This window comes from Shewanella nanhaiensis, assembly GCF_019457885.1.
Taxonomy (GTDB): domain Bacteria; phylum Pseudomonadota; class Gammaproteobacteria; order Enterobacterales; family Shewanellaceae; genus Shewanella; species Shewanella nanhaiensis.
In genome coordinates this window covers 241,699-256,436 of sequence record NZ_JAHZST010000007.1, presented here as the reverse complement: position 1 = coordinate 256,436, position 14,738 = coordinate 241,699, and the positions used below count along the sequence as shown (strand labels likewise).

General features: G+C 43.8%; 13 protein-coding genes. 12 read left to right on the top strand and 1 reads right to left on the bottom strand.

Annotation, left to right across the window (positions count from 1 at the left end):
* The first annotated feature begins 153 nt into the window (after positions 1-153).
* The 12 genes from murJ to K0625_RS12220 all read left to right on the top strand — a co-directional run bounded on the left by murJ (position 154) and on the right by K0625_RS12220 (position 14,152).
* On the top strand, positions 154-1,713 hold the full coding sequence (murJ, locus tag K0625_RS12275) for a murein biosynthesis integral membrane protein MurJ (RefSeq protein ID WP_220109956.1): 1,560 nt from the start codon (positions 154-156) through the stop codon (positions 1,711-1,713).
* A gap of 97 nt (positions 1,714-1,810) precedes the next feature.
* Positions 1,811-2,746 (top strand): bifunctional riboflavin kinase/FAD synthetase, encoded by a 936-nt coding sequence (gene ribF, locus K0625_RS12270; RefSeq protein ID WP_220109955.1) that lies wholly within the window; start codon positions 1,811-1,813, stop codon positions 2,744-2,746.
* A 32-nt stretch (positions 2,747-2,778) separates the two neighbouring features.
* A complete protein-coding gene (gene ileS / locus K0625_RS12265) occupies positions 2,779-5,601 on the top strand; it encodes an isoleucine--tRNA ligase (RefSeq protein ID WP_220109954.1) in 2,823 nt (940 codons plus the stop codon).
* Positions 5,602-5,723: 122 nt separating this feature from the next.
* Entirely contained in the window at positions 5,724-6,254 is a 531-nt protein-coding gene (gene lspA, locus K0625_RS12260) for a signal peptidase II (RefSeq protein ID WP_220109953.1), read from the top strand.
* 5 nt (positions 6,255-6,259) lie between these two features.
* Positions 6,260-6,682, top strand: a complete 423-nt coding sequence (gene fkpB / locus K0625_RS12255) for an FKBP-type peptidyl-prolyl cis-trans isomerase (protein WP_220109952.1) — start codon at positions 6,260-6,262, stop codon at positions 6,680-6,682.
* A gap of 3 nt (positions 6,683-6,685) precedes the next feature.
* Positions 6,686-7,633 carry a 4-hydroxy-3-methylbut-2-enyl diphosphate reductase gene (gene ispH / locus K0625_RS12250; RefSeq protein ID WP_220109951.1) on the top strand — a complete coding sequence of 316 codons (948 nt, stop codon included), beginning with the start codon at positions 6,686-6,688 and terminating at the stop codon, positions 7,631-7,633.
* 238 nt (positions 7,634-7,871) lie between these two features.
* Positions 7,872-8,438 (top strand): type IV pilus modification protein PilV, encoded by a 567-nt coding sequence (gene pilV, locus K0625_RS12245; RefSeq protein WP_220109950.1) that lies wholly within the window; start codon positions 7,872-7,874, stop codon positions 8,436-8,438.
* Positions 8,439-8,450: 12 nt separating this feature from the next.
* Positions 8,451-9,419, top strand: coding sequence for a PilW family protein (locus K0625_RS12240; protein ID WP_232847064.1), 969 nt, complete (start codon positions 8,451-8,453; stop codon positions 9,417-9,419).
* A 47-nt stretch (positions 9,420-9,466) separates the two neighbouring features.
* Positions 9,467-9,895 (top strand): pilus assembly PilX family protein, encoded by a 429-nt coding sequence (locus K0625_RS12235; protein WP_220109948.1) that lies wholly within the window; start codon positions 9,467-9,469, stop codon positions 9,893-9,895.
* A gap of 2 nt (positions 9,896-9,897) precedes the next feature.
* Complete coding sequence (locus tag K0625_RS12230) at positions 9,898-13,458, top strand: pilus assembly protein (protein WP_220109947.1); 3,561 nt, start codon at positions 9,898-9,900, stop codon at positions 13,456-13,458.
* Positions 13,459-13,472: 14 nt separating this feature from the next.
* Positions 13,473-13,859 carry a type IV pilin protein gene (locus K0625_RS12225; protein ID WP_220109946.1) on the top strand — a complete coding sequence of 129 codons (387 nt, stop codon included), beginning with the start codon at positions 13,473-13,475 and terminating at the stop codon, positions 13,857-13,859.
* The gene (locus K0625_RS12220) at positions 13,859-14,152 is read left to right on the top strand and encodes a TapY2 family type IVa secretion system protein (RefSeq protein ID WP_220109945.1); all 294 of its coding nucleotides are present in this window, start codon (positions 13,859-13,861) and stop codon (positions 14,150-14,152) included. Before K0625_RS12225 ends, K0625_RS12220 begins: the two co-directional genes overlap by 1 nt.
* Positions 14,153-14,179: 27 nt before the next feature.
* On the opposite strand, the gene K0625_RS12215 is transcribed toward K0625_RS12220, so the two are convergent.
* Positions 14,180-14,713, bottom strand: a complete 534-nt coding sequence (locus K0625_RS12215) for a GspH/FimT family pseudopilin (protein ID WP_220109944.1) — start codon at positions 14,711-14,713, stop codon at positions 14,180-14,182.
* Between the last annotated feature and the right edge of the window lie 25 nt (positions 14,714-14,738).

Here is a 14,738-nt window from a genome sequence, read left to right as displayed (position 1 = left end):
TAAAGATAAATAATTCAGCCTGCTTGGCTATCTTCAACCTAACTCGTGTAAGATGGAGCGCAATTCTAGCAGCTATTGTGAGAAGGTGACAGAGGGAAAATCAAATTATTGAGACGATTCTTCTGGGCTTCTCGGTATATTTCTGGGCATATTTTGAGTAAAAAATTAGTTAAGTCAGGCATGATTGTGAGTGTCATGACGTTAGTTTCCCGTGTCATGGGATTAATCAGAGATGTCGTTATCGCTAACTTGATGGGAGCCGGAAGTGGCGCCGATGTTTTTATCTTAGCGAATAAAATCCCTAACTTTTTAAGACGTTTATTTGCCGAAGGTGCTTTTTCACAAGCCTTTGTTCCCGTATTTACCGAATATCAGCAGAAACATTCACCTGAAGAGGTGCGTGAACTTATCTCAAAAGTAACGGGCACCTTAGGTATTTTGGTGAGTGTTGTCACCTTAATTGGTGTGATTGGCTCCCCGTTATTGATGGCACTATTTGCTAATGGCTGGTTTGTCGCCTGGTTAAATGATGAGCCTAGTGGTGAGAAGTTTGAACTGGCTTCTTTGCTGCTCAAGATCACTTTCCCCTACCTTTGGTTTATTACGTTTACAGCCATGGCGGGCTCTATTCTTAATACCCGTGGGCGATTCGCTGTGTCAGCATTCACGCCAGTCTTTTTGAATATTGCCATTATCTGCGCGGCGCTTTTTCTCTCTCCAAAGCTTGAAAGCCCTGAACTGGGACTCGCGCTTGGGGTGTTTTTTGGTGGCTTAATTCAGTTTCTGTTTCAAATACCTTTCCTGCTTAACGAAAGAGCGTTAGTTAAGCCATCTTGGGGTTGGCACCATCCGGGAGTGGTCAAGATCCGCACCTTAATGATCCCGGCCATATTTGGAGTGTCGGTTTCACAAATTAATCTTCTATTTGATACCTTTATTGCTAGTTATCTAATGACGGGTTCTATCAGCTGGCTTTACTATTCTGATCGGCTATTAGAGTTTCCTTTAGGTCTGTTTGGTATTGCGATTGCCACCGTTATTCTTCCCGCACTGTCTAAAAAACATGTGAATGATGAGGGAGGTGGGTTTGAAAAAACCATGGACTGGGGCGTTAAAGCTATCTTGTTACTCGGCATGCCCGCAATGTGTGGCCTGATATTGTTAGCTAAGCCTATGCTGATGGTGCTGTTTATGCGTGGGGCCTTTACTGTCGATGATGTTGAAATGGCTTCCTACAGCTTGATGGCCTATGGCAGTGGTTTACTAAGTTTCATGCTTATCAAGGTATTAGCTCCTGGGTATTATTCGAGGCAAGATACCAAAACACCCGTGCGTTATGGCATTATCGCCATGGTGAGTAACATGGTATTTAATGTGATTTTTGCTATCCCATTTGGTTATGTTGGTTTAGCAATCGCCACTTCGCTCTCGGCACTGCTCAATGCAACTTTGCTATATCGAGGCTTGGCTAAAGCGAATGTCTATAAAGTCAGCAAACAAACAGGGCTCTTTTTTGGTAAAGCACTGCTATCTTGTATAGTGATGGTCACCGTTTTAATTCAACTTTTACCCAGTCAAGATATTTGGTTGCAACAAGTGTTCACACAGCGAGCCTTAACACTTTTAGCCTTGATTGGTGCAGGCGTAGGGAGTTACTTAATCAGCATGATAGTGCTGGGAATTCGTCCCTGGAAAATTAAAACGGGTCTGTAAATAACGGCTAGAGGCAATACCAAGTAAGATCATTGCTGATAATCAATGTCAGCTGGTATATAATCCGCCCACTTAGGCTTGCTAGTTATGTAATGTAATGGAACTAATCCGCGGTATAAACAATATTTTACCAGCACATCATGGCTGTGTTCTCACCATTGGCAACTTTGATGGGGTACACCGTGGTCACGCTGAAGTTATCTCAAAGCTTGTAAAAAAAGCGAGACAACTGAATGTACCTGCAACTTTGATGACGTTCGAGCCTCAACCGCAAGAGATGTTTAGGGGAGATAGTGCCCCTGCAAGACTCAGCACTTTGCGGGATAAAATTGTCTTGCTTGAAGAGTTAGGTATCGATCGCTTAGTGTGCATTAACTTCAATACTAAGTTTGCCGAGATGCCCGCCGAAGATTTTATCGACAAGTTGTTGGTGAAGTCACTTGGTGTTAAATACCTTGTTGTCGGAGATGATTTTTGCTTCGGTAAGGAGCGAATGGGTAATTTTGACATGCTCAGGGCTTCGGGTGAGAAACATCAGTTTGCTGTTGTCAGTACTCAAAGCTTTCTTCTTGGGGATAAACGTGTCAGCTCCACTGAAATAAGGGGCTTACTCGCTAAGGGGAAGATGGAGCAGGCGAGACGATTATTGGGTCACCCTTTTACCTTGAGTGGGCGAGTTGCCCATGGTGAAGAGATTGGGCGCACCATAGGGTTCCCTACGGCCAACATCGCTTTGAAACGTAAAGTGAGCCCTGTTAGAGGGGTGTTTGCCGTTAAACTGTATTGGGATGATAGTGACATATATGATGGTGTTGCCAATGTCGGGTTTAGGCCGACGGTAAATGGGCAAAAATGCCAGTTGGAAGTACACCTTTTCGATTTTGATGGTGACCTATACGGGCGCACTGTTGAGGTTGAGTTAGTAGCAAAAATTCGAGATGAACAGCCTTTCCAGTCTCTGGAAGCGCTGAGAAAACAAATTAACAATGATGCAGACAAAGCCAAAGCCTTGCTTGGCTGTGATGCAGGTTAAGCCTTTTGGCAAACATAAATGGTATAGGATTAATGAGCGACTATAAATCTACTTTGAATTTGCCGGAAACTGAGTTTCCGATGCGTGGTAATCTGGCTAATCGTGAGCCAGTGATGTTGAAATCGTGGGCAGAAGATGATCTGTACCAACAGATCCGCGATAGTCGTATTGGCCGTAAGCCTTTTATTCTACATGATGGCCCTCCTTACGCGAACGGCAGTATTCATATTGGTCACTCAGTTAATAAAATTCTAAAAGATATCATTGTTAAGTCTAAAACGATGTCAGGCTTCGATGCGCCATATATTCCTGGTTGGGATTGTCATGGTCTGCCTATTGAGCTTAAAGTTGAGCAAAAAGTCGGTAAGCCTGGGCATAAGGTTACCGCTGCCGAGTTTCGTGTGAAGTGTCGTGAATATGCGGCAAAGCAAGTTGATGGCCAGCGTGATGACTTTATGCGTTTAGGCGTATTTGGTGACTGGCACAACCCATATCTGACGATGGATTACAGCACTGAAGCCAATATTGTTCGCTCTTTGTCAAAAGTTATCGACAGTGGTCATCTGCACAAAGGTGTTAAGCCTGTTCACTGGTGCACCGAGTGTGGCTCGGCTTTGGCTGAAGCTGAAGTTGAGTACGAAGATAAAAAATCTCCTGCTATCGATGTGGCTTTCGCGGCTGCCGATAAAGCGGCATTACTTGCTAAGTTTGGCGTAGAGGCGTGCAGTGGCTCAGCTTCTATGGTTATCTGGACGACCACACCTTGGACGCTGCCTGCTAACCGTGCATTATCTGTTGCCGGTGATATCGATTATGCCCTTGTTGAGTTTGTTAAAGGCGATAAGACAACCAGTGTTATCTTAGCTGAGACCTTGGTTGAGTCATGCATGGAGCGTTATGGTGTTGATTCCCATAACGTATTAGGTAAAACAAGCGGTCAATCTCTTGAATTACTAAGATTTAACCACCCGTTTTATGATTTTGATGTGCCAGTTATTTTGGGTGAGCATGTGACTGTAGACTCAGGTACTGGTGTGGTTCATACCGCGCCTGGACATGGTCAAGACGATTTCGTTGTGGGTCAGAAGTATGGCCTTGAAGTGGCGAACCCTGTTGGTGATAACGGCGTTTATAAGTCTGATACTGAAATTTTTGCCGGTCAGCATGTATTTAAGGCTAATGATAATGTTGTCGCACTTCTTGAAGAGAAGGGCGCGTTAATCAAGCTTGAGAATATTCTTCATAGCTACCCTCATTGCTGGCGTCATAAAACCCCTATTATCTTTAGAGCTACGCCTCAGTGGTTTATCTCTATGGAACAGAAGGGCTTAAGAAAGCAAGCGCTCAATGAGATTGAACAGACTCAGTGGATCCCTGATTGGGGTCAGAGTCGTATTGAGAAGATGGTTGAGAACCGTCCTGATTGGTGTATCTCTCGTCAACGTACTTGGGGAGTACCGATTGCACTGTTTGTGCACCGTGAAACTGAAGAGCTTCACCCAGACAGCAGCTCTCTTATGGAGCGTGTTGCGAATAAGATTGAGCAGGAAGGGATCCAAGCTTGGTGGGATCTTGATGCTGCTGAGCTTTTAGGTGAAGAAGCTGATCAGTACCGTAAAGTGACTGATACTTTAGACGTGTGGTACGACTCAGGTTCATCGTTCTCATCAGTTGTGGCCTCACGCCCTGAGTTTCAAGGTCATGAGATTGATCTTTACCTAGAGGGTAGCGATCAACATCGTGGCTGGTTTATGTCATCTTTGATGATCTCGACTGCGATGAATGGTAAAGCACCTTATAAGCAAGTGCTAACCCATGGTTTTACCGTAGATGGTAATGGTCGCAAGATGTCAAAGTCTGTGGGTAATGTGATTGCTCCTCAGACAGTGACCAATAAACTGGGTGCCGATATTCTGCGTCTTTGGGTTGCTGCGACAGATTACAGTGGCGAGATGACGGTTTCTGACGAGATCTTAAAGCGTAGCGCCGATGCGTATCGCCGTATTCGTAATACAGCTCGATTCCTGCTGGCTAATATCAATGGCTTTAATCCAGAGACAGATCTGGTTGCCGTTGAAGAGATGGTGGCGCTGGATCGCTGGGCAGTTCGCCGCGCTGCTGCGCTGCAAGAGGAGCTGCTGGAAGCATACGAGCAGTATAACTTCCACGTTGTGACGCAGAAATTGATGCAGTTCTGCTCTGTTGAATTGGGTAGTTTCTATTTAGATATCATTAAAGACAGACAGTACACAGCGAAAGGTGACAGCCATGCCCGCCGCAGCTGTCAAAGTGCCTTGTACTTGATCTCTGAAGCTATGGTTCGTTGGATTGCACCAATCTTAAGCTTTACCGCCGATGAAGTGTGGCAGCTGCTGCCGGGTCAGCGCGATAAGTATGTCTTCACACAAGAGTGGTTCCAAGGACTTAAGTCAGTCACGCTTGAGTCTGATCTAAGTGATGATTTCTGGTCTGAGCTTTTGACCGTGCGCGGTGAAGTGAACAAGGTGATTGAGCAGGCTCGACGTGAAAAGCAGGTTGGTGGTTCGCTTGAAGCTGAGATCACACTCTATGCCGATGATGCACTCTCTACTGCATTAGTGACCTTAGGTGATGAGTTGAGGTTTGTACTGCTTACCTCTAAGACTCAAATACTTGAGCTGTCTGCAGCGCCTGCTGATGCGATAGAAACAGAGCTAAGCTCGCTTAAGCTAGGGCTTAAAAAGGCAGAAGCCGAAAAGTGTGAACGTTGCTGGCACCATAGAGAAGATGTTGGGCAAGTTGCAACTCATCCAACGCTATGTACACGCTGCGTAACCAACATTGAAGGTGATGGCGAAGTTCGTCAGTTCGCTTAAATAGGTAATTGCAACGGCTCTTGAGGAGCCGTTGTTTTTTCTGCTATCTAATTTGCATGCTTGAAGGGTTCCGCTTCTTTAAGTGATTGCGAAGCAATATTGAGATTTAAAAGGATCGATAGATGCCAACTAACTGGAAAGACAGTGGCTTGCGTTGGTATTGGATGGTTGTATTGGTGTTTATTGCCGATCAACTATCTAAGCAATGGGTATTAGCTAATTTTGAATTGCGTGAATCGGTAGAGTTATTGCCTTTCTTTAACTTCACCTACTTACGAAACTATGGGGCTGCTTTTAGTTTTTTAAGTGACGCAGGAGGTTGGCAACGATGGTTCTTTACCTTTGTGGCAGTAGGCTTCAGTACATTACTGACCATTTGGTTGAGAAAGCAACCGAGTCAGATGTGGCGTTTGAATTTGGCTTACACCTTAGTGATAGGTGGCGCGTTAGGTAATTTAATTGACCGTCTTCAACATGGTTATGTGGTCGACTTTTTGCATTTTTATTGGAACACTAGCCACTTTCCGGCATTTAATATTGCCGATTCTGCTATTTGTGTTGGTGCAGCTTTGATCATTATTGACTCCATTATTACCGACCGAAATGATAAGAAAAAAAAAGCTCAAGAAAATAATAATACAGCGAAGGAGTAGTTACCTTGTCTGATACACGTTCTATTGTATGTCATATGAATATCGTACTCGAAGATGGCTCTACGGCCGATAGTACTAAAGCATCGGGTAAGCCTGCCAGACTCAATATTGGTGATGACAGCCTAAGCCCAGCATTTGAAGCTGAGATAACGAATTTAGCTCAAGGTGAGAAGCATAGCTTTACGCTGCAGGCGGCGGATGCGTTTGGTGAGTCAAACCCCGATGCAATTCACCATATGGACAGAAGCAAGTTCCCTGCTGATATGAGCCTTGAACCTGGCGTGATAGTCAGTTTTGGCGGACCGGGTGGCAGTGAGATTCCAGGCATGATCCGCGAAGTGGCTGGAGACTCCATTACCGTCGATTTAAACCATCCTCTAGCTGGCCAAGTGGTCACCTTTGAGCTTGAAGTTGTACAGGTATTATAACGTATGCAAGTAGCCCAGAATCTTCAGATCAAGCTAGCTAATCCTCGAGGCTTTTGCGCCGGGGTGGATAGAGCTATCAGTATTGTAGAGCGAGCTTTAGAACTGTTTCCTGCACCTATTTATGTTCGTCATGAAGTGGTTCATAACCGCTATGTGGTGCAAAACTTGAAAGAGCGCGGTGCGGTTTTTGTTGAAGAGTTAGATCAGGTTCCAGATAACAGTATTGTGATTTTCAGTGCTCATGGTGTGTCACAAGCAGTCAGAAAAGAAGCCAAACATCGTGGTTTGAAGGTGTTTGATGCGACCTGTCCACTTGTGACTAAGGTTCATCTGCAGGTCACTCGGGCCAGTCGCAAAGGGATTGAGTGCATTCTTATTGGTCATGCAGGACATCCTGAGGTTGAGGGGACCATGGGCCAATATGATAACCCTGAGGGAGGAGTATTATTAGTTGAGTCCCCAGCGGATGTTGAATCATTACAGGTTAAAGATCCAAATAACCTCTGTTTTGTTACCCAAACGACGCTCTCTATGGATGATACTGCCGATGTTATTGAGGCGCTTCAATCTCGCTTCCCTAGTATTCAAGGGCCACGTAAAGATGATATCTGTTATGCAACCCAGAACAGGCAAGATGCGGTAAGAAATGTCGCTGATGATGTTGATCTATTTATTGTTGTTGGCTCTAAAAATAGCTCTAATTCAAATCGTCTGCGGGAGCTTGCACAGAAGAGAGGAACACAATCTTACTTAGTTGATAACTCAGATGATATCGATTCAAGTTGGTTTGAAGGTGTGACAAAAGTTGCGGTTACAGCAGGTGCATCTGCACCAGAAGTATTGGTCAAGCAGGTTATTGATGCAATAGCCCAACTGGCCCCTAGCGTGATCACTGAGGTTGAAGGGCGAAAAGAGGATACGGTTTTCGCTGTTCCTGCCGAGTTAAGGTGATAATTTAGAAGGTTTAACTTTTGTTTTAAGGAGGCTTATAGCCTCCTTTTTTATGCCTGATTTTTACTCAGGTTCTAATGAGAAGACTTCTTATACACTAATATTACTAGCGGCTAACATTCGACTAAACTATGATTAACCTATATAGTGGGGTATTACTGCTAACTTTCAGATTTTTAACGGGTAAATAAGGTTTTTAACCGTCAATAATATGGCGAATGAAGGACAATTGACGCAGATGAATAACGGGACGAAAGGGTTCTCTTTAATTGAGGTGTTAGTGTCGCTGGTCATTTTGGTGATCGGCTTAATTGGCATCTTTAATCTACATATTGTTTCGAAGAGAAGCAGCTTTGAGTCATTTCAACAGACTCAAGCTTCCTATTATGTCAACGATATCATCAATCGTATGAAGCTCAACCGCTCTCAATTAATTAACTATAACGGCACTTATAGCGGTGGATTACCGCTGCCTGGTACTTCGTGTGATGTTGCTGCGGGTGGTCCTGCTGTGGTCTGCACTAATGTTGAAACTCGGCTTTGGGATCTTTACCAGTGGGAGCAGCTTTTTGGTGGCGCTTCAGAGCAACTGAGTGGGCGTGATGTTGGAGGATTAGATACTCCAACGGCTTGCATCAGGACTCAAGCAAATGGGCAGGTGCTTGTTGTGATGACATGGAGAGGGATTAGAGCGCTCTCAGATGGAACTGCTAATGCAGCAGGTGATAATGCAGCTTTCATTAAAGGATGTGGTTCGAGTAGTGACAGACGCCGTGTTTATTCAATTAATACAGTGATCATATAGATGAGACAGCTAATGCGAAATAAGGGTATACAAGTTTCGGGGTTCTCCCTAGTTGAGCTTATGGTGGCTATGGTCATAGGCTTGTTTCTCTCTGCTGGTTTGTTCTCCATGTTTAATATGTCGGCAACCAATGTCACGACGACGAGTCAGTTTAATCAATTGCAAGAGAATGGGCGTATTGCACTTGCCTTAGTAGAGAGAGATATCAGCCAACTTGGGTTTATGGGCGATATGACAGGGACTGACTTTGTACTTGGATCAAATACACAGATCCCAGCTGGAGGAGTCCCAAATGATTGTGTCGGTGCTGGCGCGAATAATGCCAGTTTACCCAACAATACTCCTTCCCATTTCAGGCGTCTTTGGGGATATGAAAGTGGGGTTAGCGGTGATTCACTTGCTTGTTTAAACAGCGTTAATAGCGGCACTGATGTTCTTCAAATAAAAAGGTTAATTGGACCTGCAACAGCTACTCCAAATTTGAATACTCGATATTACGTGGCAGCAACGCCTAATCAGGCTATCTTTTTTGTGGGCAATCCCGCTCCCCCTGTTTTGGCGAATGCTCGGTTCTGGGAGTATCAACATCATGTTTATTACATCGCAAATGATGGTGATATCCCAGTGTTAAGGCGCAGAACGTTAAGTGTTAATAATGGCATGGCCAATGAAGACCAGCTTGTTGAAGGTATCGAAAATATCAGAGTGTTATACGGATTTGATAATGATGGTGATAACACTGCTGATAGTTTTATGCCTGTGCAAAATGTGACAAATCTAATGTGGGATAACGAACTGTTTCAACGCCTAGTTGCTCTTAGGATATTTGTCTTAGTTCGTGCAGTAGAAGCTGACAACAGCTACACCAATAACACCGATTATGTTTTAGGTGATAAAACGGTTGCTGCTACGGGTGATAACTTTAGACGGAAAGTGGTGTCGACTACTGTTGTACTTGAAAACCCAGTACTCATCAGATAGTCAATATTCATTTTCACGGTATATGTGAAATGTTTTGGAGTAAATAGATGAAGAAGCAAAAAGGAATGATCCTATTCTTTTCGCTAATTGTACTTGTCATTATGACGGTGATTGGCGTGGCTCTGGCTGTTAATTCTACCCAGTCTATTCGGATGGCTGGGGCAGGATCTGAACGGGTTGAAGCGATGGCCGCAGCACATGGCGCACTCGATAGTGTCATTGACAATAATCAAGGGGTTGCACTAGCCAATTTAACTGGAGAAGTGAATGCCGGCACTATGCTAGGGGTAGCAAGTACGATAACGCCATTACAACTTGATGATGTCAGTTGCCAGCGCAGTGCCAATGCAAGTTCATCGAATTTAATCAGTTGCCGCCGCTCTGAAATTACGAGTGTTTCCAGTTTTGGGCGAAATAATATGGGACGGTTAACGGTTGTGGGTGGCGTAGAGCAAGAAGTGCTTACTGGGAGCTAAAGATGATGATTAAACATGTTGCATGCGCAGCTTTATTTGTTTTAGTTGGTATATCGGCAGGAACCTTTGCTGATGATACTGAACTCTATGTTGTAGAGTCTTCTGTAAGAACGGGAGCGAACCCTAAAGTATTGATTATTTTTGATAACTCTGGAAGTATGACGACCATTGAGGAGAATGCTCCTGGCGCTTATGATTCAACCACCACCTATGAACCGATTAGCTCAGCCCATGCCTATCAAGATGATAAGATCTATTTCACAAAAGGAATAGGTATCGATAATGCTGGTATGGACATCCCCTTAAGCCCCTCTGATTCAAGACGCTTTTTAAAAGATATCAATGGCTGTCATCAAAGTTGGGATCTTATAGAGCGGTATGGGCGTTTCACTGGCTTTGTTGGTGAGTATAGAATAAAGGGTAAAACGGGCTCTTGGGGGGAGCTACGAGATAACAGTGGGGCTAACTATGACACCATAGATTGCCTTGAAGATATTCAGGAAAATGATCCTATCAATGCCAAAGACAAAGATGGTAATGCCCACGGTGACGGTTTTCCTATCGATGGAATGAGACAGGGTAATACCCCTAAGCCCTATAGCACAACAGGCGGAGATACGCAGCTTGGGTTAGGTGAAGCTGTTACTCTGTATACGGCTAATTATCTTCGCTGGCATGCGGCGGCTGTTGCTGACGCGTTACCAACTAGCCCACAATCTCGTTTAGACATTGCAAAAACGGCAATTGAGACCGTGATTAACACGAATACTTCAGTAGACTTTGGGTTAGCTCTGTTTAATATGAATTACCCATCAGAAGGGAATCGAGATGGCGGCAGAATAGTGTCGAAGATACAGAAGATGTCTCCGGCCAATAAAACTGCGCTTTTATCTACCATAGATGGTATCCCCGCTGATACAAACACCCCTCTTTGTGAAACTTTATTTGAAGCTTATAAGTACTTCTCCGGTAAGCCAGTACTCTATGGTAAAAAAGATTCTGATTACTCAACTTGGTATGAGGGAAATAAACCTCCACGAGATACGAGTGCTGAGTCTGGTCTGAACTACTCCTCGCCATTCAGAGTTTGCCCTGATATAGCCTATGTTATCTATATTACTGATGGTGTGCCAACTCAAGATACCTTTGCCGATACTGATATTGTCACACTCACTGCTAGCGGCGTGACAGAGAAAGCTGATGATAAAGTGAATGCTCCTGATTATTCTGTTTTTTCTGATCCAGGCTTAAGCTCTCCAAGTTATCTCCCAGCGTTAGCAAGTTATCTTTATCATAACGATCTAGTCACTTCACCAGAGACATTGAGTGATGGCTCTACAAGAGAGCATATGCAAACAGTTAAAACCTTTACTATTGGTTTTAGCTCTGGTGCTGAGGATGCTGAAGCGCTATTGAAAGAAACGGCGAAGAGAGGTGGAAATAAAGTCGATGACGATGGTGTTAATACTGGGTATTTCCAAGCCACGGGAGGCTTAGGACTTGTTGCTGCTATGAATGATGCACTCCTGTCTATTATGGAGACCGATGCCAGCTTTACCTCGCCTAGTATCGCAAGTAATAATTTCGATAGAACTCAGACCTTTGATGCGGCTTATTATGCAATGTTTCTACCAGGAAGAGGACCTAGGTGGAGTGGTAATCTTAAAAAGCTTAAAGTGACCTCTGGTGGTGTTCTGGTGGATAAGTCTGGAAGTGTTGCTATTGGTGATGGAGGTGATATTAAAGACACTGCATGTACTTTCTGGAGTTTATGCACAGGTAAGTCTGATGGCAAAAGTGTTCTAGAGGGCGGAGTCATAGAAGCCCTACAGAGAGCGACACCCTCTACTGGGGTAAGTGCTCGTACTATCTACTCAAATTTGACTAGCCCGATGTCGGATCTTGCACAAGTTTTAGAACCTATTCTCTCGACTAGTATGGGGATAGTTGAAGCTGATGTCAGTGACACGGTTAAGTGGTTATATGGTTATGATGTTGATAGTGATAACCCAGGTGGAAGTGCAACTGATTTTCGCAGTGATATTATGGGAGATCCTCTGCATTCAAAGCCATTAGCGCTGAACTTTGGCACAAAGGCGAGTCCTGATATCCGTATTGTTTTAGGAACTAATCAAGGCTTAGTTCATATGTTTAAAGATACAGGAGATGAAGTTGAAGAGAGCTGGGCCTTTATCCCTACAGAACTCTTAAGCAATGTTCCTGTGTTGAAACAAAATGTGGCTAATGGAGGGCATTATATTTACGGTATGGATGGTTCTCCAGTTTCTTACACTGAAACTGACTCGTCAGGGAGAGTGAATAAAGCTTGGGTATTTATGGGGATGCGCCGTGGTGGTTCCTCCTATTATGCGCTAGATGTCACCTCTCCAGATTCGCCAAGTGTTAAATGGATTATTACTCCTGATAGCTCAGGTTTTTCTGAGCTTGGGCAATCTTGGTCTGAACCTATTGTGACGACTATTCCGGGGCATTCTGGTCCTGTTCTGATATTTGGTGGCGGTTATGATGCTCCGCTTTATGATGCTGATACCGTACCTAGCACTGCAGCGGCTAAAGGTAAAGCTATCTACATAGTTGATGCTGATTCAGGTGCTTTAGTGCATGCATTTACAGATACTGGAGTTGGCGGGACTAAAATGGATGGACTTGTTGACAGTATTCCAAACTCTGTTGCGATTTTGGACAGTAACAATGATGGTGACACCGATAGAATCTATGCCACGGATGTAGGTGGTCATGTATGGAGGATAGATCTAGCTGATTCATCAAGGAGTACATGGAGTGCTTATAAGTTTGCAGATTTAGGTGGAAGTACAGCCATCAATGACAGACGTTTTTTTGCGGAGCCTGCTGTGGCTCAAACGACTTTTAGTAACATCTCTGAAGTTGAAGTGACAGATGGAGAAGGGACGACAACGACAACAACCTCATATCAGAATGTTCCCTATGATGCCGTTGTTATTGGTAGTGGCAGTCGCCCTCACCCTACGAGTGTAGTGACTTCAGATAAGTTCTTTGTACTGCAAGATCGTAATGTTGTTACTCGAAGTGTGATAGGGGAGCCTGTTCCTGAAGTGTTAGACATGAGTAAACTCTACAATGTTACCTCCACTCCGCCAGTTACCGAAGCTGAAAATATTTCCTTTGGTACAAAGCGGGGATGGTACTTTGATTTTAGGGGGTCAGGTGAAAAATCTTTAACTGCGGCTTTAATTATTGATGGCAAGGTTTTCTTTACCTCTTTTCTACCGTCAGTGAATGAGGTTTCAGATTTAGTTTGTAGTAGCTCTGGCCAAGGTCGATTATATGTGTTTGATCTTCATCGAGGGACACGAAGTTATGAAAATGTCTATTATGAATTAGGAGAGCGCGTGCCTGATACCCCTCAAATAGTGGTCCCAGCTCCTGAAACAGGGGAAGATCCCTATATCTATATTATTGGCGTGGGGAAAGGGGAGATTAAAGATGGAGCGCCAACAGGAACCATTAATGTAGGTGCTGGTTTAGGTGTTAATAAGATCTATTATCATATTGATGAGTAGGTAGAGAATTTAAGATGAAAATGAGAAATGGTTTTACGTTAGTAGAGTTGATGGTTGGTATTGCGATTATTGGAATATTAACAGCAATAGCTTACCCCTCATATACAGAATATGTTGCCGAGGGAGCTCGAGCAGAGGCACATACATCACTGCTAAGGATCTCAAACCTACAGGAGCAGTTTTATTTAGATAATAGAACTTACACGGAAGATATGAACGAGCTTGGTGTAGGTGCTGATCCCTTTGTGACACAAAGTAACCTTTATAGCATTGATTCAACAGGGACTGGCAGTTTTGTTTTAGTTGCAACAGCATTAGGAGTTCAAGCGACTCGAGATAGTGCTTGCGCAACGATTCAAATTACAGATACAGGTGCAAAAACGCCTACGGAGTGTTGGTAATGAAATGTTTTATTATGATACCCATCTTTTTGTTGAGTTTATCTACAACGGCTGTGGCGAGCGAGAAACAAGATTATAAATGTTTTGTAAACTCAACAGATGGAGATAAAGTTGTTTTTTATCGATGGAAAACAGATGAGCTAAAACTTAAGATGGCAAAATTAGTTGGACGTACCAATACCAATAAGAAAGGGAAAAAGTATTTTATTAAAGAGGTACAAGAGTGCGTTCATATCAATGACACTTTTGAATCCGCAGACGCTCAAAAAGTCGATAAGGTGACACTTCATTAACCATTAGCGCGTTTTTTATCTCACTTTTTAATACGAAACACAGCTTGTAACGGTATCTGAAAAGCGGACCTTTCCTGAGGAACTAACCTCTACACCTCGTGAGTTCTCACTGGTTGTAGAGCCTGGGCAGTATGAAAAAGTCCCCACAGTTGAATTGGTGGGAATTAGCCCATCTGGTGTAAAGCTCACTGAGTTTCCTGCGTAGGTAAAAAAGTCTTTGCTGTTAAATGCATCTACCTGCTTGATTATGGGATCTGTTACACCATCTGTAGAGTCGATTGTTGCTGCGGCGCCATTATCAATAAAGATGCTGAAACCTGATTTCCAATCAGATCCGCAACTGGTGCCTGAAATAGGGCATACTGTGACTCTAGCGCCGTAACTGACCGCTTGGCTTCTGGCGAACATTAAATATTGCTGCACCTTCCTAATTTCACTTTCAGCTCTATATCCCTGATACATCTCTGTGAAAGAGGGCACACCAACGGTGATCAATATCATACCAATGACAAGTGTCACCATAAGCTCAACTAAGGTGAAACCTTTTTCTAGTGTTAACATTGCATAAATCCTCACATCTACTTAC

Coding starts and splice junctions, on each gene's coding strand:
- K0625_RS12240 (WP_232847064.1), top strand. CDS start 8,451: ATGCGAAATAAGGGTATACAAGTTTCGGGGTTCTCCCTAGTTGAGCTT.
- pilV (WP_220109950.1), top strand. CDS start 7,872: ATGAATAACGGGACGAAAGGGTTCTCTTTAATTGAGGTGTTAGTGTCG.
- lspA (WP_220109953.1), top strand. CDS start 5,724: ATGCCAACTAACTGGAAAGACAGTGGCTTGCGTTGGTATTGGATGGTT.
- ribF (WP_220109955.1), top strand. CDS start 1,811: ATGGAACTAATCCGCGGTATAAACAATATTTTACCAGCACATCATGGC.
- K0625_RS12220 (WP_220109945.1), top strand. CDS start 13,859: ATGAAATGTTTTATTATGATACCCATCTTTTTGTTGAGTTTATCTACA.
- ileS (WP_220109954.1), top strand. CDS start 2,779: ATGAGCGACTATAAATCTACTTTGAATTTGCCGGAAACTGAGTTTCCG.
- K0625_RS12235 (WP_220109948.1), top strand. CDS start 9,467: ATGAAGAAGCAAAAAGGAATGATCCTATTCTTTTCGCTAATTGTACTT.
- ispH (WP_220109951.1), top strand. CDS start 6,686: ATGCAAGTAGCCCAGAATCTTCAGATCAAGCTAGCTAATCCTCGAGGC.
- K0625_RS12225 (WP_220109946.1), top strand. CDS start 13,473: ATGAAAATGAGAAATGGTTTTACGTTAGTAGAGTTGATGGTTGGTATT.
- K0625_RS12215 (WP_220109944.1), bottom strand. CDS start 14,713: ATGTTAACACTAGAAAAAGGTTTCACCTTAGTTGAGCTTATGGTGACA.
- K0625_RS12230 (WP_220109947.1), top strand. CDS start 9,898: ATGATGATTAAACATGTTGCATGCGCAGCTTTATTTGTTTTAGTTGGT.